The following is a 24,286-nucleotide window of genomic DNA, read 5'->3' as shown; positions in this document are numbered from 1 at the left end:
GTGCGACCGATGGGCAAACCCGTTCCCGTGCCGACGCCGGAGACCAAGCCGTTCTTCGACGGCGCCGCGGCCGGCGAGCTGCGCATCCAGCGCTGCGCCGACTGCGGACAGCCTTTCTTCTACCCGCGCCCGAGCTGCCCGTTCTGCGCCTCGGGCGCGGTGGAGTGGTTCACCGCGAGCGGCCGCGCGACGCTGTACTCGTACACGATCAACCACCGGCCCGCGCCGGGCTTCGAGAACGACGCGCCGTACGCGATCGCCGTGGTGCAGCTGGCAGAGGGGCCACGGATGATGGCGAACATCGTCGGCATCGAGAACACCCCGGACAACCTCGTGCTCGACATGGACCTGGAAGTCACCTTCGAGCAGCGCGGCGACGTCACGATCCCGCAGTTCACCCCCGCCGGAGGCCATTGATGGTTGCCATCGCCGGAGCAGCGGAGACCGACCGGGTCGGTGTGCTGCCGGAACACTCGACCCTGCGCCTGCACGTCGAAGGTGCGCGCAACGCGCTCGAAGACGCGGGCCTGCGGCTCTCGGACATCGACGGGATCGCCTCGGTCTCCGCGCCGGGCCCGATCCAGGTCGCGCACGCGCTGGGCGTCCAGCCGCGCTGGATCGACGGCACCGGCGTCGGCGGCACGTCGTTCCTGTTGCACGTGCGGCACGCGGTCGCGGCGATCGAGGCCGGGCACGCCAGCACGATCCTCATCACGCACGGGGAGTCGGGGCGGTCACGGGTCGGCCCGGCGCGCGGGTCGATGCCGGCGTCGAGCCCGAACGCGCAGTTCGAGGCGCCGTACGGGGTGTTCGGGCCGCCTACGATGTTCACCATCCCGTTGCTGCGGTACATGAAGGAGTTCGGGCTGACGCCCGAGCAGCTCGCGTCCGTTGCCGTCGCGCAGCGCAAGTGGGCCGCACGGAACCCGCGCGCGATGTACCGGGACCCGATCACGGTCGAGGACGTGCTCGCCTCGCGGATGATCTCCTACCCGTTCCACCTGCTGGAGTGCTGCCTGGTCACCGACGGCGGTGGCGCGCTGATCGTGACGTCGGACGAGCGGGCGGCGGACCTGCGCAAGCCGCCGGTGCACATCCTCGGCACCGGTGAGACCTTCGAGTCGCCGCTGATCTCGCAGATGGCGGACTTCACCACGTCCGCGGCCTTCCGCCGGTCGAGCCGGGACGCGTTCGCCGAGGCGGGGATCGGCGTCGGCGACGTGGACCACGTGATGATCTACGACGCGTTCGCGCACGTGCCGATCTACGGCCTGGAGGACATGGGCTTCCTCGGGCGCGGTGAGGCGGGGCCGTTCATCGCGGAGGGGCACACGTCGCCGGGCGGGTCGCTGCCGGTGAACACCAACGGCGGCGGGCTGTCGTACACGCACACCGGGATGTACGGGATGTTCCTGATCCAGGAGTCGGTGCGGCAGCTGCGCGGCGAGGCGGCGGCGCAGGTGCCGGGCGTCGAGGTCAGCGTCGCGCTGGGCAACGGCGGGATGTTCATGGCCGCGGGCGCGCTGGTGCTGAGCAACCGCAAGCCGTGATCCGGGTCGACTGTCATCTGCACACCGTCGAGTCCGGCGATGCGTGGACGACGGTCGAGCAGCTCGCGGAACGGGTTGCCGAGTGCCGGTTGGACGTCGTGTGCGTGACGGAGCACAACCACATCGCCGACTACGACCTGTCGCGGCTCGTCGGGGCGCGGGTGGTCGTCGGCGAGGAGATCCGGACGCGGTCGGGTGAGCTGATCGGGTTGTTCCTGCGGGAGCGCGTGCCGTACGTGCTGCCGGCGGAGGAGGTGGTGGCGCGCATCCGGGCGCAGGGCGGGCTCGTGTGCGCGCCGCACCCGTACGACCCGCTGCGCGGCGGGGTGGGCGCGGAGCTGCCGTCGCTGTGCGAGGCGGGCTTGATCGACGCGGTGGAGGTGTTCAACGCGAAGATCGCGGACCCCGCGGTGAACGCGGCGGCGCTGGCCACGGCTCGGGCGTACGACCTGCCGGGGACGGCGGGCTCGGACGCCCACGACCCGGCGGGCATCGGCGCGGCGTACCTGGAGATGCCGGACTTCGACGGCCCGCGCGAATTCCTCGCGGCGCTGCGCTCGGCCGTCGTGCACGGCGAGTACCGGCCCCACGCGCCGCGGTTCTGAGTGGCCGCCGGACTGCCCTTTCCGGACTCGCCTCGACAGCCACCCCTCACGAAGCCTTCTCGTGGGACAACACCGGCGCCTCCAGCTCCGCCGCCACGTACCGACTCCCTCGGAAGGCGCTCGCGCCCGCCGCGATGAGGCACGCCGCGATGGCGAACGCGAAAGCGATGTGCAGACCCGCCTGGAACGGCCCCGAGATCAGGTCCGGGAAGAACGCGTGGCCGGTCAGCGCCGCCGCGTCGGCGGGCGGCAGGTGCGAGATCACGTTGTCCCCCAGCAGATGTTGCATCGGGTTGTAACCCAGGAACGCCGCGAACAGCACCGACACCGGCGGGCTGCCCGCCACCGCCGCGGCCGCCGCCGGCGGGACGTGGTGCGCCTCCAGCCCAGTCGTCAGCGCCGAGGGCAGGGTCGCCGCGAGGCCGGTGATCATCAGCGAGAAGAAGATGCCGATCGAGAACACCTGCGCCGAGTTCTGGAAGGTCGAGTTCATCCCGCCGCCGGCACCGCGGTGGCTGATCGGCAGGCTGTTCATCACCGCCGCCCGGTTCGGCGACGCGAAACAGCCCATCGCCAGCCCGTTCAGCAGCAGGATCGCGGCGAACGCCGGGTACGGGAAGTCGATCGGCAGCAACTCCAGCAACAGGAAGGTCGTCGCGGCCGCGAGCATGCCCGCCGTCGCGAACGGCCGCGCGCCAAACCGGTCCGACAGGTACCCGGAGACCGGCCCCGCCGCGAGGAAACCGACCGTCAGCGGCAGCATGTGGATGCCGGCCCACAACGGCGTCGACTCGAAGCTGTAGCCGTGCAGCGGCAACCAGATCCCCTGCAGCCAGATGATCAGCATGAACATCAGCCCACCGCGGCCGAGCGCGGACAGGAACGTCGAGAGCGTGCCGAAGGTGAACGCCCGGATCTTGAACAGCGGCAGGCGGAACATCGGGAACCGCACCCGCGTCTCGATGATCCCGAACGCCACCAGCAGCGCCACCCCCGCGGCGAGGCAGCCGACGACGACCGGACTGGTCCAGCCCATCGTGTGCCCCGCATAGGGCTGGATCCCGTGTGTGATGCCGATCATGACCAGGATCAGGCCGACCGCGAAGGTGATGTTGCCCAGCCAGTCGATCGGTTCGCCGGAGCGGCGGGACAGGTCGTGCAGCCGCCGGTACGCCCACACCGCCCCGAACACCCCGCACGGCACGGAGATCAGGAACACCAGCCGCCAGTTGATCGGCGCGAGCAGCCCGCCCAGCACGAGCCCGATGAAGGTGCCACTGATCCCGGCCACGTTGTTGATGCCGAGCGCGAGCCCGCGCTGGTGCGCCGGGAACGCGTCGGTCAGGATCGCGCCCGAGTTGCCCACCAGGAACGCGCCGCCGACGCCCTGCACGATCCGCCACACCAGCAACCAGATCGCGCCCGCGTGCCCGCTCATCCAGTCGATGGTGAGCAGCAGCGAGGCGAAGGTGTAGATGACGAACCCGAGATTGTACATCCGCACCCGGCCGAACAGGTCACCCAGCCGCCCGACGCTGACCACCAGCACGCTGCTCGTCACGAGGTAACCGAGGATCATCCACAGCAGGTAGAAACTGTTCTCCGGCAGCAACGGGTCGAGGTGGATGCCGCGGAAGATGTCCGGCATCGCGATCAGCATGATCGACGAGTCGATCGTGGCCAGCAGGACGCCGATCGTCGTGTTGGTCAGCGCCACCCATTTGTACCTCTCACCCCGTACCGCCGCCCCGCCCACTCGCCATCCTTCCCTCAGCGCCAGGTGATCAGCGCGTCCAGCGCCTCCACCCGCGAACCCCGCACCAGCAACGGATTGATCTCCAACGATTCCAGCCGATCACCCAGCGCGAGGGCAAGGTCTCCCACCCGCGTCACGACCTCGGCGACACTGTCCAAATCGGCCGGTTCCCGGCCCCGGGAGCCACGCAGAACGGCGGCACCCCGCAGTTCACCGAGCGCGGACCGGACATCCGCCGCGCTGACGGGCAACAGTCGTTGTGCCGCGTCGCGAAGCACTTCCACCCAGATGCCACCGAGCCCGACCGCCAGCACCGGCCCCCACGCCGGATCCCGCACCACGCCGACGAGCAGTTCGACACCGCCCGAACGCTGCGGTTGTACGAGGGTGCCGATCCCCTTGGCGGACAAGGCGCGCAAGGACGCGGTGATCTCGCGGTGCGCCCGCCGCACCTCGTCGTCGCTCGCCAGCCCGAGCCGCACGCCGCCGATGTCACTCTTGTGGCCCAGCCCGTCGGCGACCGCCTTGAGCACCACCGGATAACCGAACCGGTTCGCGGCCTCGACCGCCCTGTCCTCGTCGCCGGCCAGTTCGGCCGGCACCACGGGAATCCCGTTGCGGGCCAGGAAAGCCGCCGCCTCGTGCTCCACCCAGGTGCCGGTGGGCTCGCCGGGCAGCTCGGGCACGGCGGGCACCGGCACCGGCTGCCAGGACGCCACCTCGCGGGTCCGTTCCGACCAGCGCACGGCGGCGCCGAGTGCGCCGAGGCCGTGCTCGATCCCGCCCGCCACATAGGGGTAGCCGGTCTCCCGCTGCACGGTCCGCCCGAACTCGCTCACGTCGACCAGCACGTTGCTCACGACCACCACCGGCCGCGGCGACTCGCGGATGAGCCGGGAGCTCGTCTGGTACACCGACAGCGTCAGCTCCGGGTCGGGCGGCACCCCACGCGGCAGGTCGGACAGCAGCATGACCTCGTCGATGCCCGGGTCGTCGGCCACGATCGCGAGCGCGCGGCTCAGCAGGGTCCGGTCGACCACGACGTACCCGGTGACGTCCAGCGGGTTCTGCACGGTCGCGAACTCCGGCAGGATCTCCTTCAGCCGCGCCACCGTCTCCGGCGCGAACTCCGGCAGCACCAGCCCTTCCTGCTCGGCCCGGTCGGCGATGATCTCCGATGCGCCCCCGGACGGGGTCACCACGCCGACCCGGCGGCCCGGCAGCGGCGGGGTCGCGGCGAGGAGGCCGGACGTGATGATCAGGTCCTCCAGCGAGCGCACCCGGATCACGCCCAGCTGCCGGAACGCCGCGTCGATCACGCTGTCGTCGCCGACCAGGGCGCCGGTGTGCGCCTGCGCGGTGCGGGACGCGAGCTGGCTGGCGCCGATCTTGAGCGCGACGACCGGTTTGCCCGCCGCGGCCGCCCGCCGGGCCGCCGCCGCGAACTCGTCCGGACGGCGGACCGACTCCAGGAACAGCGCGATGACCTTGGTCGCCGGATCGTCGATCAGGTACTCCAGCACGTCGGTCACCGAGATCATCGCCTCGTTGCCCATCGCGGTGAGCAGGCTGATGCCCACGTTCCGCGCCTGGGCGAAGGCGAGGATGGAGCTGGCCAGGGCGCCGCTCTGCAGCACGACGCCGACCGAGCCGCCGGCCAGGGAGCTCAGGATCGGCAGCCCGTACGGGGTGATCTTCGCGGCCGCGTTGATGTAGCCGTTCCCGTTCGGCCCCAGCACCGTCAGCCCGTTCTCGCGCGCGAAGTCGAGCACCTCCCGCTCACGCAGCCGCCCCTCGGCACCGGTCTCGCCGAAACCCGCGGTGAGCACGACGTAACTGCGGATGCCCAGCCGCGCGCCCTCCTGCAGCACCGGCAGCACGACGGGGGTGGGGACCATGACGTAGGCCAGGTCGACCGGCTGCCCGATGTCGCTCAGGCTCCGGTGCGCCCGCTGCCCGTGCACGATCTCGGTGCGTGGGTTGACCAGGTGCACGGGCCCGGTGAACCCGTGGGCGTGGAGGTTGTCGAAGGTGTTGCGGGACCAGCCTGACTTGTCCGTCGCACCCACCAGCGCGATCGATTCCGGGTTGAACAACGCCCGCAGTGAGCTCGTGCTTTCCCTTGCGCTGACCGAGAAGTCCGCCATCCCTGCCCGCCTTCGCACCGCCGTTGGCGCATTTTTTAGAACACGACTCTAGTAATTCATTCAGCCTGCGCCGGTCGCGGATCGGTGTCAAGAGCGCTTCCGGGCGACAGGCGTTCTAAAATCGGGTTCGACGGATCGAACGGAGCGGGCACATGGCACGCAAGACGGGAACCACGAGCGGCGGGAACGCCTGGCAGTGGAGCCGCACCACGGAGACCCGCCGGGTGCTGCTGAACGCCGCCCGGGAGGTGTTCAGCGAGCGCGGCTTCGCCGAGGCGAGCGTCGCCGAGGTGGTCAAGCGCGCCGACTCCAGCGTCGGCAGCCTCTACCACCACTTCGGCGGCAAGACCGAGCTGTACCTGGCACTGTGGGAGGACCACCAGGCGAGCCACGAGCACAACGCGACGGTGGCCGTGGCCAAGGCCCGCGCCGAGGGCGTGGAGGACCCGCTCGACCTGCTCATCGTGGGCGCCCGCGCGTTCCTCGAGGGCTCCTGGCAGCGCCGCGACCTGGTGCGGGTGTTCCTGGACGGGGACGGGCCGCCCGGGTTCGAGCTGATGCGCCGCTCGCGCAACCGCGAGTGGGTCCGGCAGAACGCCGTGCTGCTGGGCGCCGGTTCGGACCCGGTGGACCGGTTGACGGTCTCGGTGATCACCACGATCATCGGCGAGGCGGGCCGCGAGATCGCGAACTGCTCGACCAAGCGCAAGGCGAACACGATCGCCGACGCGGCGGAGACGCTGATCCGCAGGCTCGACCCCGTGCACCGTCCCGAGTCCGGCTAGGACTCCCCGTCCCGGAAAGGACCGCGCCTTGGCGCCACCCGCCTACTTCACCCGCGCCGGCGACCGGTTCGTCCCGGCCCCGCACGCCCGCAGCTGGTGGGCGCCGAAGATGCTGCACGGCAGACTGCTCGGCGGGCTGCTGGCCCGCACCCTGGAGGCCGAGCACGGCGCGCCGGGCCTGCGCTTCGGGCGGCTCACGGTGGACCTGTTCCGCAACGCGCCGCTCGAACCCGTCGAGGTCACCTCACTACGGATCCGGGACGGGCACCGGATCCGGGTCACCGAAGCGACCCTGACCTCGGAGATCGGGCTCGTCGCCCGCGCCACCGCGGTGCAGCTGCGCGCGAGCGAGCAGCCACCGGGCCGGGTGCCGGCCACGCCGGACTGGGACGCGCCGGACCCGCACACCCTGCCGCCCGCGAAACCCGGTTCGATCCCGCAACGCTGGCGGTTCAACGAGGGCGACCTGCGCCGGATGTGGATGCGCGAGCCCGGCGCCTTGGTCGACGGCGAGGAGCTTTCCCCGTTCGTGCGGGCCGCGCTCGCCGCCGACATGGCGAGCCCGCTCGCCCACGGCAGCGACGAGGACCTGGAGTTCATCAACGCCGACTACACGCTGTACCTGAGCCGGCCACCGGTGGGCGAGCACATCGGGCTGCAGTCGGGCGGGCACACCAGCGCCGACGGAGTCGCGGTCGGGCACTGCACCGTGTACGACCGGCTCGGCCCGGTCGGCTACAGCGTGACGGCCGCGGTGGCCAACCCGGGGGCCAGGCCACCGCGGCGCGCGAAGGCGGCGGAACAGGCGGCGGGCTAGCTGCTGGCCGCCGCGGTGGTGGGCACGCTCGGCTTGGCCGCCGGGCGCCGCCACCGGCCGTGGAACATCAGTGTCGCCGGGATGAACAGCGCCAGGCAGACGGTGGCCACCGTCATCCAGATGCCCCAGCCGCCGCCGGCCTCGACCACCCGCGGGATGACGAACAGCGCGATGACGGCGACAGCCTTCGAGATGAAGCCGAAGATGCCCCACGCGGTGCCCTGCAGGCGTGGGTCGACGTCCTCGGCGTCCTCGGAGTAGTTCGCCATCCACGGGCCGTACGCGACGCCGAGCGCGCCGCCGAGCAGGGCGCCGGTGATCCCCAGGTGCACGGGGGAAACGCTGCCCCGGTAGACGAGGCTCACCAGGTAGGCCGAGATGGCCAGTGCCGCGATCGTGCCGGCGAGGCAGATCGGCTTGCGCAGCTGCAGGCGGTCGGAGATGCGGCCGATCACGATCAGGGTGACCAGGTTCAGCACCCAGAACACGGACATGATCGTGGCGGCCTTGGACGCGGTCAGGTGGAAGCTCTGGGCGAGCATCGTCTGGCCGTAGAGGGTCAGCGTCATGTACAGCACCAGCCAGAGCGAGATGCCCACGACGTGCGCCCAGATGTGGCGGTGCGCCAGGAGGTTCCGCAGCCGCGGCGGGCGGGCGAGTCGGGCTTCCTCGCCTTCGTGGTGCTCGGTCTGGCGGATGCGGTCGCGCAGCTCCGGCGACAGGTCGGCGATGTTGAAGGTGATCACGAGGGAGATGACGAGTGAGAACGCTCCCATGATGACGAACTGGGAACGCCACGAGTCGTGAAAGACGGGCAGCGTCAGCCCGGCGACGAACGAGGCCAGGAAGTTCGCACCGACCGGGCCCCAGGTCCAGAAGCCGAAGCCCTGCGCGCGGCCCATCCGGGGAGAGAAGTCCCGGACCAGCGGGGCGGTGCCCGCCATCGCCATGCCGTCCACAATGGACAGAGCGATGCGCGCGAACAGCAGCTGGGTCGGGCTGTGCACGAGCGTCATGACGAAGCACAGCACGCCGGTGAGCAGCATCAACGGCACGAGCAGTCGGACCCGGCCGTAGTGGTCGGTGAGCCGGCCCCCCGCGGCGGAGGCCAGCGCACCCGCGATGGTCGCCACGGCGGAGACGGTGCCGTAGGTGGCCAGGGACATGTGCAGATCCTTGAGCAGCAACGGGACCACGGGCGCGATCTGCGCCTCGTAGGACCCGATCAGGATGGCCAGGACGGCCATGGCGAGAACGCGCATCCGGCGCATGCCGGTCGGATACTCGTCGAGTTCGCGAACGTAGGAGAGCCTCATTGCTCTGACCTTTCTGGCGGCGCGACCGCTTTTAGAACTGCCCTCTAGAATTGGGCTTCATAGCAGGGTCTTCCCGGGTGCTGGGATTGTCAAGGCCCATTTGGGTCAGCACAGGGCATTTCGGACTCGAGGGCCGTTCGGCCGCCGCGAGGCGGCTACATCAGCCCCAGAGTTGAGTGGCCATCCCGTCGCGGCGGAAATTCGCTGGTCCGGTGACGGAATCGCGCAGGGTGGTGGCGCCCTACCGAAGACGCGAACGCGCCCACCCCGCTCACCGCGCGCTCCCCCGTGACCGACGCTCCATCACAAGCAGCACGTCGGCCCGGACCAGCAGCCCGTCCGGCACGACGATTGGTGTGATTGCGGCGGGAATCTCGCCGGGGGCACGCGCAGCGATCAGCCGGGCCTTCCGCTGACCATTCCGGCACGGCGCCGAGGCAGGGGCCGTGCCGACAGGACTGGCGAATCCCGCCGCCGGAGTGACGATCCTGCGCCTGGCCACGGCGACGCTACCGGGCACCGGAGCTCCTCTCGATGCCTCCGTCGGCCAGGGCTGTTCGCTCGGCGACGGCGACCGTGGTCGGTGACACCTGCGTGTCGCTGGTCCAGTTCCGCCCGGTGGCAGGACCACCGCGGAGAGCCTGCTCGTCTACGGCAACACCACCGAACCCGGTGCTCCACCGTCGAAGTCCCGATACTCCGTGGGGGCAGCAGACGCCTGTCCCCCAGGCCGAGTGATCACTCCACGACAGCCACACCCGGATCGTAGTTTCCACATTCTGCCGTGATCTCGGCCGTCGCCTGCGCTGCGGTGAAGAAGTCCTCGGCCAGCGGTGAGGTGCGTGCTGCCGCCATCGCGAGGCACACCTGGTCGGGCGCGAGTTCCGGGATGGGGACGTAGCTGATGTCCGGACGCGAGTAGAACACGGTCGCCGAACGCCCCACGAACGAGATGCCCCGGCCGGCCGCGACGTGCTCGAGCGTCTCCTCCACCCCGCGCACCCGGAGCCCCGAGTCGGGGTGCGGGCGCCGGGTGGGGTGCGTGCTCGGGTCGGCATGCCAGACCAGCGGTTCGCCGGTCAGGTCGGCCTCGGTGACCTCCTCCTTGCCGGCCAACCGGTGTCCGGCGGGCAGCACCACCATGAGCGGCTCGGTGTACAGCGGAGTCACGCGCAGGCCGGTCTCGTCGATGGGCAGCCGCACGTAGCCGACGTCGACGCGGCCGTCGAGCAGCATCGGGGCCTGGTCGTCCCATTCCATCCGCTGCACGTCCACGACCACGTCCGGATGCCGGGCCTCGAACGCCCGCGTCGCCGGGATGACAGGGATGCCGGCCCGGAAGCCGACCACCAGCCGCCGGCTGCCGCGGGCGGCCACGGCCACCCGGCGGCGGACCGCGTGCGCGGAGGCGAGCAGCGGACCGGCGTCGGCCAGCAGTTGCCGGCCCGCGTCCGTCAGCGCCACGCCGTGGCGATCCCTGGTGAACAGCGAGGCGCCGAGATCCTGTTCCAGCGCGCGGATCTGACGGCTGAGCGCCGGCTGCGCGATGTGCAGCTCCTCGGCGGCGCGGCCGAAGTGCAACCGATCGGCCACGGCGACGAAGTAGCGCAGTTTGCGCAGGTCCAGATCCATGGAGCCTCCCGGCCTGGTGATGCCTCCACGGTATCACCACGACTGAAAGAAGTCTTGGACGCTCGCTCAAGCCGAGGGCATCGTTAAAGGGGGCCGAGCGAATTCGGCACAAGAATTCGACATCGGGATTTGAATCCAGCTTCAGAAAGCAGACACTCCATGAGCAGCATCAGCATCATCGGCCTGGGGAACATTGACCCCAGCATTCTCGGCTGAGCGCCTCCGCACCACCACATCACTTACAAGGAACAGCAGCATGCGCGTTTTCGTCACTGGCGGGACCGGTCATTCCGGTTCGTCCATCATCCCCGAGCTCATCGCCGCCGGGCACGAGGTCACCGGCCTGGCCCGGTCGGACACGGCCGCGGCGGCGCTGTCCGCGCTCGGCGCGAAGGTGCGTCGCGGCGACCTCACGGATCTCGACGGGCTCAAGGAGGCAGCCGCGGACGCCGACGGCGTCATCCACGTCGCGCACAGGCAGGACCTGCTTCCGTCCGGCGGGATCGACGCCGTGGCCGCCGCAGAGCTCCCGATCATGCTCGCGTACGGCGAGGCACTCGAAGGAACCGGAAAGCCGCTGGTCGCGGCGGGAAGCATTGGCTCGCCCGGGAATCTGGGCCGGCCGGCCACCGAGGAGGACCCGGCCCTTCCCGGCGGCGATGAGCACAAGGGCACCCTGCGGGTTCGCAACGTCGTGGAAACCGCCGTAATCGGCCTCGCCGAGCGGGGAGTGCGGTCTTCGATCGTGCGGATCGCCAACATCGCGCACAGCACGACCGATCGCGCGGGCTTCCTCGTGCAGCTGATCGCGCTCGCGAAGGAAAAGGGTTTCGTCGGTTACCCCGGAGACGGCGCGAATCTGTGGAACGCCGTGCACATCCGCGATGCCGCCTCCGTGTTCCGCTTGGCAGTGGAGAAGGGTCCGGCCGGCAGATACTGGCACGCGGTTGCGGACGGGGGCATCCCGTTCCGCGAGATCGCCGAGGCCATTGGCAGCCGCCTGGGCCTGCCCGCGGTGAGCGTTCCCGCGGACGTACTGATGCTGCCGGGGTACTTCGGGTTCCTCGCGAACATAGTCACGCAGAACTACCCGGCGTCCAACCTCATCACCCGCAAGACCCTCGGCTGGGAACCCGCTCAGCCCGGCCTGCTCGCCGATCTGGACAACGGCCATTACTTCTCCGCCGGCTGACGGCAGGGGCGCAAGCCGAATCGCAACTGTTTCGATATCCCTCAATTCAACGGAGTGATCGTGGGAAAGCTCGATGGCAAGGTAGCGGTGATCACCGGCGGATCCACCGGCATGGCACTGGCCGGCGCCAAACTGTTCGTCGAGGAAGGAGCGCACGTCTTCATCCAGGCCCGGCGGCAGGAAGCGCTGGACGACGCGGTCAAGCTGATCGGCCGCAACGTCACCGCGGTCCAGGGTGACGCGTCCGAACTGGACGACCTGGACCGCTTGTACGACACCGTCAGGCGGGAAAAGGGCTCGATCGACGTGCTGTGGGCCAACGCCGGAATGGGCGAACCCGCCGTTCTCGGCGAGATCACCGAGGAACAGTTCCACCGCGCCTTCTGGCTCAACGCGCGCGGCACCCTGTTCACCGTGCAGAAGGCACTGCCGCTGATCAACGACAACGGCTCGATCTTCATGACCGGGTCCAACGCCTCCCTCGGCGCCTTTCCCGGCTGGAGCCTCTACGCGGGAAGCAAAGCCGTCCAGCAGGCGTGGGCCCGCGTCTGGCTCAACGAACTGCGCGACCACAAGATCCGGGTCAACGTCCTGACCCCCGGCCAGGTCGCCACCGCCAAACAGGAAGAACTGTTCGACGAGGCAACCAAAACCGCCTTCGAGTCCCTCATTCCCCGCGGAAAGATGGGCCGCCCCGAAGAAATCGCCACCATCGCCCTGTTCCTCGCCTCCGACGACTCCAGCTACGTCAACGGCCTGGAACTGGTCGCCGACGGCGGCACCACCGCCATCTGAACCGCAGGCCATCGAAAACAGGAAGAGAGCACATTTTCATGAGCAGCATCACCCTCATCGGTACGGGGAACATGGCCCGCACCATCGGCACGCTCGCGGTGGCGGGCGGCAACACCGTCGAGGTCATGGGACGAGACCAGGCCAAGGCCGAGGACCTGGCCAAGGCTCTGGGCGGCGGCACGACGACGGGCAAGTGGGCCGCCGTCCCGGCCGGGGACATCGTCATCACGGCCCTGTTGTACGACGGTGTCGTTCCGGTCGTCGCCGAGTACGGAGACGCCCTCGCGGGCAAGGTCATCGTCGACATCAGCAACCCGTTCAACGCCACGTTCGACGGACTGGCCCACAGCGAGGAAACCTCGGTCGCGCAGGAAGTCGCGAAGGTGGCCCCGGCCGGCGCCAGCGTGGTGAAGGCTTTCAACACCATCTTCCGCAATGTCCTGGAGAAGGGCCGGCCCGACGTCTTCTTCGCCGGCGACAATGCGCAGGCGAAGGCGGGCGTGGCGGCATTCATCGAGAGCCTCGGGCTGCGCCCGCTCGACGTCGGCGGCCTGAAGATGGCGCACTGGCTGGAAGGCGCGGGCCTGGTGACCATGGGCCTCGCCGGCAACGGGGTGGGGCACTTCGACTTCGCCCTCGGCGTCGACGAATTCACCGCCTGAGCCGAATCACGACATCAGAGGTCGATGACCACCTTGCCGTGCACGTGCCGGCCGGCCTGGAGCTCGGCCGCGCGGCGGATCTGCTCGACCGGGAAGCTCGCCGCGATCGACACCCGGAGCCGGCCGGCCGCGACCAGGCGGGCGATCTCGTCCAGGGCGCCGGCAGCGGCGTTCGCGCCGTTGGCCGCCGAGACGCCGTCGACCTGCGCGGCGATGGTGCAGATGCGGCCGTCCGGGACGCCGAGTTCCCGGGCGGTGTGCGCTGTCTCCGTCCCGTGCAGGTCGATGGCGGCGGTGACACCACCGGGAGCGAGGGCCCGGACCCGGTCGGCCAGGCCGTCGCCGTAGGTGACCGGCTCGGCTCCGAGCTCGCGCAGGAAATCGGCCGACGCCGCCGATCCCGTCCCGATCACGCGCGCTCCCGCTATCCGGGCCAGCTGGACGGCGAACACCCCGACTCCGCCGCCCGCGCCGCCGATCAGCACGGTGTCGGCCGGGCCGGGCCGGACCACGGCGAGGGCGGCGGAGGCCGTGCGGCCGGCGATCGCGAGGGTGGCCGCGGTGCGGTCGTCGACGCCGTCGGGGGTGTGGTGGGCCTCGTTCGCCGCGGTCCCCCCGGCCGCGTCGACCACCACGAAGTCGGCGACCGCGCGGGACAGGGCGCCGCCGAACACCCGGTCACCGGGGGCGAAGCCGGTCACCCCCGCGCCGACCTGGTCGACGACCCCCGCGTAGTCCGTCCCGAACCCGGCCGGGAGGCTCAAGCCGAACCGCGCGGCAGTGTCCGCATCGGCTGTCATGATCCAGTCCATCGGGTTGAGACCGGCCGCGGTGACCCGCACCCGGACCTGTCCCTGACCGGCCTGCGGGACGGGAACCTCCTGGACGTCGAGCACTTCCGGGCCGCCGAACGCGTCGAGCCGGACCGCCCTGCTCGTGTGCTGCTGCATGTGCGTCTGTCTCCTTGCCGCATCGAAACGGACTATGCTCCGTTTACCTGACCGACCCTAGCACAACTGGAGCGTGATCCGTTTTGGCCGAGGAGGAGCTGCGCGCGCCGCGAGCGGACGCGACCCGGAACCGCGACCAGTTGCTCGCCGTCGCGACCCGCATGTTCGCGGCGGCCGGCGCCGAGCCGTCGATGCGGGCCATCGCCCGCGAGGCCGGGGTCGGCATCGCCACGCTCTACCGGCACTTCCCGACCCGCGAGTCGCTGGTCGACGCGGTTTACCGGGACCAGGTCGTGCGGTTGACGACCGGCGCCCGCGAACTGCTCGGCCGGCAGCCCCCGGCCGCGGCGATGCGGCGCTGGATGGACTTGTTCGGGGACTGGATAGCGACCAAGAACGGCATGCTCGACACGCTGCTCGCGATGATCGAGTCGGGCGAGATCGCCCACGCGCGGACGAGGACCGAGCTGCTGGCGGCCATCACCACGATCCTCGACGCCGGTCGCGCGGCGGGCGACCTCCGCTCCGACGTCACCGCCGAAGACATCGCAGCTGCCCTCATCGGCATCTTCACCGTGGCCCCCCGGCCCGGGCACGAAGCCAAGGCCGGCCGCCTGCTGGACCTCCTCATGGACGGCCTCCGCGCGCGAGTTCCCTGAACACCGGACACGGGCCGGGACACGGGCGGCGCCTCTGGCGTCAGGCGCCCGCACCGCCGTCGACCGGGATGATCGCGCCTGTCACCATCGCGGCGCGGTCGCTGAGCAGCCACGCCGCCACCTCGGCGACCTCGTGCGGCTCGGCCATCCGGCCGAGCGGGATCGAGGCGTTTATCCGGTCGACGACACCGGGGGTGGCCGCTTCCCAGGTGTCGATCATCTCCGTCGCGGTGCCGCCCGGGGTGATGCCGTTGACCCGGATGCCCTCTTTCGCCCAGGTCACGGCGCCCGTCTCGGTGATGCTGTTGAGAGCTCGCTTCATGGCTCCGTACGCGGGCAGTTCCGGGTTGGCCCGGCGGCTGCCGATGCTCGACGTGTTGACGATCGCCCCGCCGCCGGTGCGGCGCATGAGCTCGGCTTCGGCGACCATGGCCGTCCAGTGCGCGCGGAAGTTCACGGTGAACTGCTCGTCGATGTCCTCGTCGCTGGTCGTGTCGAGCGGGCCGGGCCGGCGCTGGACGGTTGCGCCGTTGTTGAAGGCGCCGTCGAGCCGGCCGTGCAGCTGCCCGACGCGGTCGACGGCGGCGCGGATGCTCGCCCGGTCGGCGAGGTCCAGCGCGACGGCGTCGGCGACGCCTCCGTCGGCGCGGATCTCGGTCACGACGCGGTCGAGCGCGTCGATGCCGCGGGAAGCGAGCACGACAGCGGCGCCTTCGCGGGCGAACAACCGGGCCGCGGCCGCGCCGATGCCCCGGCTCGCGCCGGTGATGAACACGACCTTGCCGGTGAGCAGGCCGAGGGAAGTGCTGTTGGTCATGCCTCCAGCGTCTCCGCGGCCGGAATCCGGAGACAGGTACAGACGGTGTCAGGCTCCGCCGCCGCCCAGGGTGCAGACTCGGGGTATGGACAAGCAGGAGCTCGGGGCGTTCCTCCGCAGCCGGCGGGCGCGGCTGCACCCGGAGGACGTCGGCCTGCCGTCGGGCCCGCGGCGGCGGACGCCGGGTCTTCGCCGCGAGGAGGTCGCGGTGCTCGCCCACATCTCGACCCAGTACTACGTCCGGCTCGAACAAGGCCGGGCTCCCCGGCCCTCCGCCGAGGTCCTCGCCGGGATCGCGGGCGCGCTGCGCCTGACCGACGTCGAGTCCGCCCATCTCCACGTCCTGGCCGGCACGGCACCGCTCAGGAACGGCACCCACCGCCGCGACGTGCGCCCCAGCATCCTCGCGCTCCTGGACCGGCTCCCGCGGACAGCCGCGTTCGTGACGTCCGCGGTGTTCGAGGTGCTGGCGTGGAACGAGCTGGCGGCCGCGCTCATGGAGGACTTCGGCGGGCTCGCCCCGCGGGAGCGCAACCTGGCGCGGAGGGCGTTCCTCGGGCCGTCGCGCCGCGGCGCGGCGCCGTACGGGATCTCCGACCTGGCCGAGTTCCGCCACCACGTGGTCATGCAGCTGCGTGCCGCGCTCGCCCGGTACCCCTCGGACCCCGCGGTGACCGGTCTCGTCGAGGAGCTCCTCGACGGCAGCCCGGAGTTCGCCCGGCTCTGGGACCGGCGCGACATCCAAGCGGCGCCGGTGCTCACCAAGACGTTCCGGCACCCGGCCGTCGGGGAGATCACCGTCGACTGCGACTCCCTCGCGCTCACCGAACGCGACCAGCACCTGGTGCTCTACACCGCACCGCCCGGCTCCCGCGACAGCGAGGCGCTGGCCTTGCTGAACGTGCTGGGAGCCGAGGGCGTCAGCACGAGCGGATCACGCTAGCGGCCTCGCCCGGCAGCCTGGGTGCACGAAGGGCTCCTGGCCGCGAACGGCCAGGAGCCCCTGTGGCGCCGGAAAGCGTCAGCCGTCCGAGTCGGTGGACGGGAGGTACGCGCCGGGCACCTGGTCCGGGGCGTAGATCCGGTCCTCACCGGGGTACGGCTGCGTCCACCCGTGCGTCTGGTACCACGTGAAGTGGTTCATCTGCGCGGGGTTGGCGTAGTCGGCCACGGCGTTCGGCCCGGTCAGGCGCTGCTGCGCCTGCCAGGTCTGCCACTGCGCCGCCACCTGCTGCTGCCCCGCCGGGACCGCGGTCGACGGCTGGGCGGCGGCGTCCTGCGGCGCCACGACGTCCGGGCCGCACGACGGCTGCGGTGACACGCCGAGGGTCAGCGAGGTGCGGTTGGGCACCGCGGTGTACGGCGTGAAGTCCGGCTTCGCGGTGAAGGCCGTGCTCATCGGCGTGGCCGCGCTGTCCTTCTGGTTCATCGGCTTGATCCCGAGGATCTGCTCGATCGTGCGGACCATCGTGATCTGCGAGTAGTACCGGCTGTCCACCACCCCGTGCTGGGCGTACGGGCTGATGATCTGCACCGGCGCCCGGTGGCCGTCGATGTGGTCCAGACCGGCCTGCGAGTCGTCCTCGACGACGAAGATCGCCGAGTCCTTCCAGTACTGGCTGTGCGAGATGGTGTCGACGATCTGGCCCAGCGCCAGGTCGTTGTCGGCCACCTGTGCGGCCGCGTTGGCCGGGCCGCCGGTGTGGTCGCTGGACAGCCAGAACATGTTCAGGTCGGCAGGGCCGTTCTTCTCGAAGTCCTGCTTCCAGATCTGGGTGCGGTAGATGTCCGGGACCGAGGTGTCGAACTTCGGGAACCCGGGCACCGACACGTCGTTCAGCGACGGGATCGGCGACGACGACACCAGCGGGTAGGCCGTGGACTGCCCGGTCGCCGCCATGTTCTTCGTGTCGCAGTACAGGTTCTGCCAGCTCGCGGCCGCGGGCTTGGTCAGGAACTGCTGGAACTCGCCGAAGTCCCGCACCGTCTTGCCCGCCGCCTCGGCGCCGGTCCACAGGAACCCGGAGCTCTGGTGGCCGAGCGCGTCGTCCTCGGTGTCGTAGCTGCGCAGGTACTCACCGGCCGAGGACTCGGTGTACTCGGGGTCGTCGGCCTGCATCAGCCAGTTGTGGCCCTCGGCGGAGTTCGTGCCGATGTCGTAGGTGTTGTCGTAGAGCCCGAACTGCTGCTCCAGCGCGTGCTGGTTCGGGGTCACGCTCTCGCCGAACTGCGCGAGCGCCGCGTCGCCGTTGCCGCGCGGGTCGTCGCCGAAGAGCTGGTCGTAGGTCCGGTTCTCCTTGACGACCAGGAACACGTGCTTGATCGTCGAGGGGTCACCGAGCTTCTGCGGCACCGGCACGGGCTTCTGGTTGCCCCGGCCACCGGCCACCTGCACCGAGTTGGGGGTCCACCCGTTCTGCTGGAAGACCTTCGCGGTGTAGCCGCGGATCGCGAGGTCGTTCGGCAGCCGGAACCGCTGCACGCTCGACGTCGTGTCGTGGGTGGCGTGCCCGGCGGCCGTCGTGGGGCGCAGCGCGTCGATGCCGCGGGTGTTGGAGACCACGACATCCTTGCCGACGGTGGTGATCGCCGTCGGGAAGTAGTCCGTCGGCAGCAGGCCGACGTAGCCGACCGGCTCCTGCGCACGGGAGTACCGGTACACCGCGACCGCGTTGGCGCGGCCGAGCGTCACCAGCAGGTGCCCGTCGTCGGTGAGCGTGATGCCGTCCGGCTCGTAGCCGACCGACGCCTCCGGCCACGGCTGCGTCGCGATGGTCTGGACCACTTTGTCGCGGCCGGTGTCGATGACGGACACCGTGTTGCTGTTGGTGTTGGCGACGAACAGCGCCCCGTTCTTCGCGTACAGCGCCGTCGGGTGGAGGCCGACGTCGATGCTGCCCGGGGCCGACGCCGGGTGCGCCAGGTCGATGACGCTGACCGTGCCGGTGGTGGTGGCGCCGGTGAAGGGGTCGGCGGGAACCTGGGTGCCGTAGGAGTTCAGCGTGCTGTCACCCGGGCCCGCCGGGCGGCCGCCTTCGTTGCTGACGTACAGCTTGTTCCCGACCCTGGCCAGGTCGCGCGGGGCGTTGCCCACCGCCCAGCTCTGCTGGATCGCGCCGGTCGCGGCGTTGATGGCGACGACGCGGTTCTGCCCGTTCACCGCGGAGTACACAGTGGACCCGTCGGGCGAGAACAACGCCTGTGCGACCAGCGCGTGCTTCGACCCGTCCGCCGGGATCTTGATCGACGTCGGGTTGGCCACGGTACCGTCGGCGTTCACCGTGAACCGGGTGTAGCCGTCGGTCTGGGCCAGCCACAGCGACTTGCCGTCCGGCGAGTACGTCGGGCCTTCCTGGCCGACGTCGTTGCCGCTGATCTTGAGGTTCGCCGTCGCCGAGTTGCCGACGAGCTGCTGCACCTTCCAGTTCTTCAGGTCGACGATCGTCAGCGCGATCCCGCCGTCGGTGGTGAGCGCCGCGAGGTGGCTGCCGTCCGGGCTCACCGACGACGCCATGATCTTGCCGTTGTTCACGACGAGCCGGTCACCGATCGGGTCGATGTACTGGTCGCTGGAGACGACCTGACCCTTGTCGGTGAGCTGGCCGACGTGCTCGTGGCCGAACTGCTGCGTCGAGGCGACGCCGACCCCGCTGCCCGCCGCGACGAGCGCGAGGGTAGTGGTGCCGGCGGTCGCGAGGCGGACGCGGCCGCTGCGGTTCCGGAGAAGGCGTGAGCTCGCCTTCCCGGTCCGCCGTCTGCGGCGTGTTACCTGCATCGGTTATCCCTTCGGTGTGGTGGGGAGCAGGTCGACGTTGCCGTCGAACTGCCAGAGCGGGTTCGGTTCGTCCCCGGCGGGGGTGCGCACCTGGAAGTAGCCGTTCACTTCCTTCGGCCCGTCGCCGTCGGCGACGTACCGCCCGTCCGAGGTCACGTCGAGCTGGTAGATCGCCTGGCCGGTGGCGTCGACGCCGGGGAGGTGCCAGGAGACGACGCAGCGCCAGTCGTTGCCGGGCCCCTCGGGCTCGACCAGCCCGTCGCCCTTGGTGCACGCCGTGGTGGCCGCCAGCTGCGCCTCGGTGACGTCGGGCCGGTGCAGCTGCTGGGTCTGGAGCCGGTAGAGGTGGGCGAACGCCGTGGACACCGAAGCCTGCACGTCGTCCTGCTCGATCCCGGATCCGGTGGACGGCGTCGCCACGGCCACGATGCCGGTGGTGACCGCGAGGAGCGCGACGAGCGGCACGGCGCCGGCGACGAGCGCGCGGCGGCCCGAGCCGTCGTAGGTCTGGCTGGTGAAGTCGCGCCGCAGGAACAGCAGGTACGCCAGCACTGTCGCGACCACCGCCCACACCAGGCTGACCGCGACGCCGATCAGCAGCGGGCCGGCCTGCACGGGGTCGGTGAACAGGCCCGTCCAGGCGATGAAGGTGTAGCTGGGCAGGGCGAAGCGCACCGCGACGGGCAGCGGCAGCATCTGCGCGAGGTCCATCGCGAGCGCGACGACCACGGGCAGCAGCAACCCCATCGGGGACCGTCCGAACGCGACGGACCCCAGCAGCCCGATCCCCGCCAGCGCGAGGGTCGGGGCGAGCACGCAGACCCAGGACAGCAGCACCTGTCCGGCGGCGGCACCGGGCGCCAGCAGGTGACCGTCGAGGCCCACCAGCGGCTGGTTCCCGACCGTCGCGAGCCCGCCAATGATCCCCGACACCGCCATCCCCACCACGAGCAGCAGGATGACGGTGAGGCTGGCCAGCGCCTTCGCCGCGAAGATCCGGCGCGGCGAGCGGACCGCCACCAGCAGGTGGCGCCAGGTGCCGAGCCGGTCCTCGACGGCGAAGACGTCCCCGGCGACCAGCGACGTCAGCAGCGGCAGCGCGTAGGTGCCGGCGAACCCGAGCATCACCAGTGCACCGGCCCAGCCCGTGGCGTGCATCCAGCGGCCGAACGTGGTGTCGGTGGGCAGCGAGCTCTGCTGGCCCACCAGCGCGACGAAGACCGCGGGCGCGAGCCAGCAGGCGGCGATCACCAGGCGCACCCGCCACTGGGACAACAGCTTGACCAGCTCGAAGCGGTAGCCGCGCGCCACCGGGACGGGGCGGGCGGGAACGGCGGTCGTGGTCATGGGGCGGGCACTTCCTGTTCGGTGAGCGCGAGGAACGCGGCCTCCAGCGGGGACACCACGGGGGCGAGCTCGCGCACGGCGACACCGGCGCGCACGAGACGCGTCACCAGTTCGTCGAGCGCGGGCACCAGCGCGCGGAACACGAGCACCTCGGAGTCGCGGCGCGCCCCGCTGTCCTCGACGGGCCGGATTCCGGGCGTCTCCTCCGCCAGCTTCCTGGCCGCCGCCGGGTCGGAGGTGCGCAGCCGGTAGTCCAGTTCGCGGTTCTCGGCCGACAGCTTGGCCAGCGGGCCGGAGAACACGACGCGCCCGGTGGCGAGGATGGTGACCTCCGAGCACAGCGCTTCGAGGTCGTCCATGCGGTGGCTGGACAGCACCACGGCGGCGCCGTCCGCGGCGAGCCGGGTGAGGACCCCGTGCACGTGCCGCTTGCCCGCCGGGTCGAGGCCGTTGGACGGCTCGTCGAGCACCAGCAGCCGGGGCCGGGTGAGCAGGGCCGCGGCGAGCCCGAGCCGCTGGCGCATCCCCAGGGAGAAGCCGCGCACCCGGTCGTCGGCGACGTCGGTCAGCCCCACCTCGTGCAGCACGTCGTCGATCGGCGCCGTCCGCGTGCCGCCGCGCAGGGCGGCCAGCGCGGCGAGGTTCTGCCGGGCGGTGAGCGAGGGGTAGAGGCCGGGGCCGTCGACGAAGCCGGCCACCCCGTCGGGAGCCGTCAGCGCCCGTCCGGCGGGCGTGCCCAGGATCTCGAGGGTGCCTTCGTCGGGGGTCGCGAGGCCCAGCAGCAGGCCGAGCAACGTCGTCTTCCCGGCTCCGTTCGGCCCGACGAGCCCGTGGATCTGTCCCTGGGCCAAGTCCAGGTCGACCGCGTCGAGGGCCACGACGTCACCGAAGAACCTGCTGACTCCCCGGGCCCTGACCGCGAGGTTCGTGTCCATGGATTCCTCGTTTCGCACTCGCGAGGAAACTTAGGCACAGCACATGAAGCGTACGCCCGTGTTCGCTGAACGCAAGGGAAACGGGGGCTGGCCGACGGTCGCCGGGGCGACGCGAACCGGACATCCGGGAGCAAAGCCGGTGCTAGTCCACAAAGGACGATTACGCGAACAGGCCGTCGCCCCAGCTGGTTCCCGGCGTGACGCCGGGCGGGATCGCGAAGTGCGCCGAGCCCGTGTGCTGCACGTACTCCATCATGGCGTCCTTCGACGAGAGCGCGCGCTGCATCGGGATGTACTGGGTGCGGGTGTCGCGGTTGAACGCCAGGAAGAACAGGCCCGCTTCGAGGTGGCCGACGCCGTCGGAGCCGTCGACGAAGTTGTAACCCCGGCGCAGGATGCGGACGCCGCCGCGGGTCTGGCTGGAGGCCAGCCGGACGTGGGCGTCCTCCGCGATCACCGGCACCCCGCCGGCGCCCGCGACGTCGAGGTCGACCGGGTCGAACTCGCCGGTCTGGCCGAGCGGCGCGCCGGATCCCTTGCTGCGGCCGATGATCTGCTCCTGCCCGGCGAGCGACTCCCGGTCCCACGTCTCGATGTGCATCCGGATCCGCCGCGCCACCAGGTACGTGCCCCCGGCCATCCACGGCTGCCCGTCACCGGCCTGCGCCCACACCTGGTCGCGCAGGACGTCGGTGTCCTCGGCCTTGACGTTGTTGGTGCCGTCCTTGAACCCGAACAGGTTCCGCGGGGTCTGCTGCGCCCGCGAGGTCGAGGAGCTGCGCCCGAAACCCAGCTGCGACCACCGCACCTGCGTCACCCCGAAGCCGATCCGCACGAGGTTGCGGACGGCGTGGACCGCGACCTGCGGGTCGTCCGCGCAGGCCTGGATGCACAGGTCGCCCCCGCTGCGGGCGGGATCGAGCTTGTCCTTCGGGAACACCGGCAGGTCCACCAGCTGCGGCGGCCGTTTCGCGGCCAGGCCGAACCGCTCGTCGAACAACGACGGCCCGAACCCGACGGTGATCGTCAGCTGCGACGCCGGCAGGTCGAGCGCCTCACCGGTGTCGGTGGGCGGCGCCTCCGCCGCGCCACCGACCGCGCCGTCGGCCGTCACCTGCTGGCCCGCGGTCATCCGCCGCGCGGCGTCGGTCCACTCCCGCAACAACTGACGCAGTTCACCCACGTCGCTCGTGGTCACGTCCAGCGCCGCGAAGTGCAGGTTCGCCTGCGCGGGCGTGACGATGCCCGCCTGGTGCTCGCCGTGGAAGTCCACAGTGGACGTCGAAGCCGACGCCGTGCCGAGCCGGTCGACGCCGACCCCGGCGGCCGCTCCCGCGCCGGCGAGGGCGACCCCCGCCCCGGCCCAGCCGAAGAGCTTGCGACGGGAGACCTCAGCACCCTCCTGGCTCATTGCGCGACGACCTCCGCGACCTTGCTCAACGGCTCGCTCAGCGCGTCGACCGCCGAGGCGAACGTCCTGACCTCGTCCTGGGAGAGCTGGTCGTAGTACTTGAACCCGTCCCCGACCCGGGTCTTGTCCAGCAGGGACTGCACGTTCGCGAACTCGGTGTCCAGAGTGGACACCAGCGCGGCGTCCCGCTGCTGGATGACCGGGCGCAGCGCGGCGATCGCCGCCTTGGAACCGTCCAGGTTGGACTGGAAGTCCCAGAGGTCGGTGTGCGAGAACGTCTCCTCCTCGCCGGTGATCTTGCCGGTGGCGACCTCGTCGAGGAGGCCCTTCGCCCCGTTGGCCAGGTCGAGCGCGGTCAGCTGCAGCGTCCCGGCCTTGGCGACCAGGTTGTTGACGTCGGTGACGAGCTGGTCCGCGATCTGCGCGCTGTCGGGCTGCAGACCGGTCACCCAGAGGTCCTTTTCGAGCCGGTGGAAGCCGGTGAACCGCTCCCCCGGCTCCAGGTCGGCCTCGCGGTTGTCGATCGCCGGGTCGAGGTCGCCGAACTTCTCGGCCACCGGCTCGATCCGTTCGTAGAACACGCGGGTGCGCGCGTACTCGGACTTCGCCTGCGCCACGTTCCCGGACTTCACCGCGTCGGCGAACTTCGCCGTCTCCGCGGCCAGCGCACGGCTGTTGTCGGTGACGTACGCGGCGTAGGTCTTCGTGGCCGCCGCCTTCTGCGCGTTCACATCACCCTGCTGCTGGGCTCCCCCGGTGACCGTGAACGTCCCGCGGATCCCGTCGCCCGTCATGCCGGGCTTGCACGCGGTCTGGTACGTGCCGGCCTCCGGGACCTCCACGATGAGCCGCCGGTTCAGGCCGGGCGCGATGTTCTCGACCTCGCCCATGATCCGGTCGCCCTCGGCGTAGAGGTAGAACTCGGTGACCTTGCTGCCCTTGTTGGTGACCTCGAACGTCACGTTCCCCGCGGCGGCAGTGGTCGCCGAGACCCGGCAGGACGTGTCGGACGCCTCGACCGTGATCGGGCCGCCACCGGCCGAGCCGGAGCCCGTGCCACCACAGGCGGACAGCGCCACGAGAGCACCGGCGGCGGCCAGCACGGCGAGCGGGGTTCGGGGGAACGCGGACAAGG

At 70.9% G+C, this 24,286-nt stretch carries 21 protein-coding genes; 10 read left to right on the top strand and 11 right to left on the bottom strand.

Going from position 1 to position 24,286, the window contains the following annotated elements:
* Positions 1-9 precede the first annotated feature (9 nt).
* From FHX82_RS19390 to FHX82_RS37745, 3 genes are read left to right on the top strand one after another with little or no spacing between them, the layout of a single operon-like run.
* A complete protein-coding gene (locus FHX82_RS19390; RefSeq protein WP_145935593.1) occupies positions 10-417 on the top strand; it encodes a Zn-ribbon domain-containing OB-fold protein in 408 nt (135 codons plus the stop codon).
* Entirely contained in the window at positions 417-1,550 is a 1,134-nt protein-coding gene (locus tag FHX82_RS19385) for a thiolase C-terminal domain-containing protein (RefSeq protein ID WP_145935592.1), read from the top strand. The genes FHX82_RS19390 and FHX82_RS19385 overlap by 1 nt, the downstream gene beginning before the upstream one ends.
* Positions 1,547-2,155 (top strand): PHP-associated domain-containing protein, encoded by a 609-nt coding sequence (locus FHX82_RS37745; RefSeq protein ID WP_145935591.1) that lies wholly within the window; start codon positions 1,547-1,549, stop codon positions 2,153-2,155. The genes FHX82_RS19385 and FHX82_RS37745 overlap by 4 nt, the downstream gene beginning before the upstream one ends.
* A 46-nt stretch (positions 2,156-2,201) precedes the next feature.
* Here the strand turns inward: FHX82_RS37745 and FHX82_RS19375 are convergent, their stop codons facing one another.
* Both FHX82_RS19375 and FHX82_RS19370 read right to left on the bottom strand, forming a co-directional pair.
* The gene (locus FHX82_RS19375) at positions 2,202-3,872 is read right to left on the bottom strand and encodes an MFS transporter (RefSeq protein WP_229880620.1); all 1,671 of its coding nucleotides are present in this window, start codon (positions 3,870-3,872) and stop codon (positions 2,202-2,204) included.
* 53 nt (positions 3,873-3,925) lie between these two features.
* Positions 3,926-6,058, bottom strand: a complete 2,133-nt coding sequence (locus FHX82_RS19370) for an acetate--CoA ligase family protein (protein ID WP_145935589.1) — start codon at positions 6,056-6,058, stop codon at positions 3,926-3,928.
* A gap of 152 nt (positions 6,059-6,210) precedes the next feature.
* On the opposite strand from FHX82_RS19370, the gene FHX82_RS19365 reads away from it, so the two are divergent.
* Positions 6,211-6,843, top strand: a complete 633-nt coding sequence (locus tag FHX82_RS19365; protein ID WP_145935588.1) for a TetR/AcrR family transcriptional regulator — start codon at positions 6,211-6,213, stop codon at positions 6,841-6,843.
* 28 nt (positions 6,844-6,871) lie between these two features.
* On the top strand, positions 6,872-7,660 hold the full coding sequence (locus FHX82_RS19360) for an acyl-CoA thioesterase domain-containing protein (RefSeq protein WP_229880618.1): 789 nt from the start codon (positions 6,872-6,874) through the stop codon (positions 7,658-7,660).
* Here FHX82_RS19360 and FHX82_RS19355 read toward each other — a convergent pair.
* Positions 7,657-8,976: an MFS transporter gene (locus tag FHX82_RS19355; RefSeq protein ID WP_145935587.1), complete on the bottom strand. Its 1,320-nt coding sequence runs from the start codon at positions 8,974-8,976 to the stop codon at positions 7,657-7,659. The genes FHX82_RS19360 and FHX82_RS19355 overlap by 4 nt on opposite strands.
* Before the next feature lie 738 nt (positions 8,977-9,714).
* Positions 9,715-10,608 (bottom strand): LysR family transcriptional regulator, encoded by an 894-nt coding sequence (locus FHX82_RS19350; RefSeq protein WP_145935586.1) that lies wholly within the window; start codon positions 10,606-10,608, stop codon positions 9,715-9,717.
* A 256-nt stretch (positions 10,609-10,864) separates the two neighbouring features.
* Between FHX82_RS19350 and FHX82_RS19345 the strand changes: the two genes are divergently transcribed.
* Genes FHX82_RS19345 through FHX82_RS19335 form a run of 3 tightly spaced genes read left to right on the top strand, consistent with a single transcriptional unit; the run spans position 10,865 to position 13,257 of the window.
* On the top strand, positions 10,865-11,800 hold the full coding sequence (locus tag FHX82_RS19345) for an SDR family oxidoreductase (RefSeq protein WP_145935640.1): 936 nt from the start codon (positions 10,865-10,867) through the stop codon (positions 11,798-11,800).
* Positions 11,801-11,860: 60 nt separating this feature from the next.
* On the top strand, positions 11,861-12,595 hold the full coding sequence (locus FHX82_RS19340) for an SDR family NAD(P)-dependent oxidoreductase (protein ID WP_145935585.1): 735 nt from the start codon (positions 11,861-11,863) through the stop codon (positions 12,593-12,595).
* Positions 12,596-12,633: 38 nt separating this feature from the next.
* Positions 12,634-13,257 (top strand): NADPH-dependent F420 reductase, encoded by a 624-nt coding sequence (locus tag FHX82_RS19335; protein WP_145935584.1) that lies wholly within the window; start codon positions 12,634-12,636, stop codon positions 13,255-13,257.
* Positions 13,258-13,271: 14 nt separating this feature from the next.
* Here the strand turns inward: FHX82_RS19335 and FHX82_RS19330 are convergent, their stop codons facing one another.
* Positions 13,272-14,207 (bottom strand): NADP-dependent oxidoreductase, encoded by a 936-nt coding sequence (locus FHX82_RS19330; protein ID WP_145935583.1) that lies wholly within the window; start codon positions 14,205-14,207, stop codon positions 13,272-13,274.
* Positions 14,208-14,290: 83 nt separating this feature from the next.
* Here FHX82_RS19330 and FHX82_RS19325 point away from each other — a divergent pair, with 83 nt between their 5' ends.
* On the top strand, positions 14,291-14,866 hold the full coding sequence (locus FHX82_RS19325; protein WP_145935582.1) for a TetR/AcrR family transcriptional regulator: 576 nt from the start codon (positions 14,291-14,293) through the stop codon (positions 14,864-14,866).
* A 40-nt stretch (positions 14,867-14,906) separates the two neighbouring features.
* Here FHX82_RS19325 and FHX82_RS19320 read toward each other — a convergent pair whose 3' ends face one another.
* Positions 14,907-15,683, bottom strand: a complete 777-nt coding sequence (locus FHX82_RS19320) for an SDR family NAD(P)-dependent oxidoreductase (RefSeq protein ID WP_145935581.1) — start codon at positions 15,681-15,683, stop codon at positions 14,907-14,909.
* Positions 15,684-15,768: 85 nt separating this feature from the next.
* On the opposite strand from FHX82_RS19320, the gene FHX82_RS19315 reads away from it, so the two are divergent.
* Positions 15,769-16,626: a helix-turn-helix transcriptional regulator gene (locus FHX82_RS19315; protein WP_145935580.1), complete on the top strand. Its 858-nt coding sequence runs from the start codon at positions 15,769-15,771 to the stop codon at positions 16,624-16,626.
* A 78-nt stretch (positions 16,627-16,704) separates the two neighbouring features.
* On the opposite strand, the gene FHX82_RS19310 is transcribed toward FHX82_RS19315, so the two are convergent.
* The 5 genes from FHX82_RS19310 to efeO all read right to left on the bottom strand — a co-directional run bounded on the left by FHX82_RS19310 (position 16,705) and on the right by efeO (position 24,284).
* On the bottom strand, positions 16,705-19,458 hold the full coding sequence (locus FHX82_RS19310) for a bifunctional YncE family protein/alkaline phosphatase family protein (protein WP_145935579.1): 2,754 nt from the start codon (positions 19,456-19,458) through the stop codon (positions 16,705-16,707).
* Positions 19,459-19,461: 3 nt separating this feature from the next.
* Positions 19,462-20,805: an ABC transporter permease gene (locus FHX82_RS19305; RefSeq protein ID WP_145935578.1), complete on the bottom strand. Its 1,344-nt coding sequence runs from the start codon at positions 20,803-20,805 to the stop codon at positions 19,462-19,464.
* A complete protein-coding gene (locus FHX82_RS19300) occupies positions 20,802-21,740 on the bottom strand; it encodes an ABC transporter ATP-binding protein (RefSeq protein ID WP_145935577.1) in 939 nt (312 codons plus the stop codon). Before FHX82_RS19300 ends, FHX82_RS19305 begins: the two co-directional genes overlap by 4 nt.
* 160 nt (positions 21,741-21,900) lie before the next feature.
* Entirely contained in the window at positions 21,901-23,151 is a 1,251-nt protein-coding gene (gene efeB, locus FHX82_RS19295) for an iron uptake transporter deferrochelatase/peroxidase subunit (RefSeq protein ID WP_145935576.1), read from the bottom strand.
* Positions 23,148-24,284 (bottom strand): iron uptake system protein EfeO, encoded by a 1,137-nt coding sequence (gene efeO / locus FHX82_RS19290; protein WP_145935575.1) that lies wholly within the window; start codon positions 24,282-24,284, stop codon positions 23,148-23,150. The genes efeB and efeO overlap by 4 nt, the downstream gene beginning before the upstream one ends.
* Between the last annotated feature and the right edge of the window lie 2 nt (positions 24,285-24,286).

Source organism: Amycolatopsis bartoniae, assembly GCF_014191255.1.
Lineage (GTDB): Bacteria > Actinomycetota > Actinomycetes > Mycobacteriales > Pseudonocardiaceae > Amycolatopsis_E > Amycolatopsis_E bartoniae.
The sequence above is the reverse complement of the archived record's forward strand: the minus strand, read 5'-3'. Positions and strand labels throughout refer to the sequence as shown.

What these genes read in the sequence shown, in the direction of transcription:
- FHX82_RS19370 (WP_145935589.1), bottom strand. Translation starts at nt 6,058, where the DNA reads ATGGCGGACTTCTCGGTCAGCGCAAGGGAAAGCACGAGCTCACTGCGG.
- FHX82_RS19365 (WP_145935588.1), top strand. Translation starts at nt 6,211, where the DNA reads ATGGCACGCAAGACGGGAACCACGAGCGGCGGGAACGCCTGGCAGTGG.
- FHX82_RS19350 (WP_145935586.1), bottom strand. Translation starts at nt 10,608, where the DNA reads ATGGATCTGGACCTGCGCAAACTGCGCTACTTCGTCGCCGTGGCCGAT.
- FHX82_RS19315 (WP_145935580.1), top strand. Translation starts at nt 15,769, where the DNA reads ATGGACAAGCAGGAGCTCGGGGCGTTCCTCCGCAGCCGGCGGGCGCGG.
- FHX82_RS19310 (WP_145935579.1), bottom strand. Translation starts at nt 19,458, where the DNA reads ATGCAGGTAACACGCCGCAGACGGCGGACCGGGAAGGCGAGCTCACGC.
- FHX82_RS19320 (WP_145935581.1), bottom strand. Translation starts at nt 15,683, where the DNA reads ATGACCAACAGCACTTCCCTCGGCCTGCTCACCGGCAAGGTCGTGTTC.
- FHX82_RS19385 (WP_145935592.1), top strand. Translation starts at nt 417, where the DNA reads ATGGTTGCCATCGCCGGAGCAGCGGAGACCGACCGGGTCGGTGTGCTG.
- FHX82_RS19305 (WP_145935578.1), bottom strand. Translation starts at nt 20,805, where the DNA reads ATGACCACGACCGCCGTTCCCGCCCGCCCCGTCCCGGTGGCGCGCGGC.
- FHX82_RS19335 (WP_145935584.1), top strand. Translation starts at nt 12,634, where the DNA reads ATGAGCAGCATCACCCTCATCGGTACGGGGAACATGGCCCGCACCATC.
- FHX82_RS19330 (WP_145935583.1), bottom strand. Translation starts at nt 14,207, where the DNA reads ATGCAGCAGCACACGAGCAGGGCGGTCCGGCTCGACGCGTTCGGCGGC.
- efeB (WP_145935576.1), bottom strand. Translation starts at nt 23,151, where the DNA reads ATGAGCCAGGAGGGTGCTGAGGTCTCCCGTCGCAAGCTCTTCGGCTGG.
- FHX82_RS19345 (WP_145935640.1), top strand. Translation starts at nt 10,865, where the DNA reads ATGCGCGTTTTCGTCACTGGCGGGACCGGTCATTCCGGTTCGTCCATC.
- FHX82_RS19300 (WP_145935577.1), bottom strand. Translation starts at nt 21,740, where the DNA reads ATGGACACGAACCTCGCGGTCAGGGCCCGGGGAGTCAGCAGGTTCTTC.
- FHX82_RS19390 (WP_145935593.1), top strand. Translation starts at nt 10, where the DNA reads ATGGGCAAACCCGTTCCCGTGCCGACGCCGGAGACCAAGCCGTTCTTC.
- FHX82_RS19355 (WP_145935587.1), bottom strand. Translation starts at nt 8,976, where the DNA reads ATGAGGCTCTCCTACGTTCGCGAACTCGACGAGTATCCGACCGGCATG.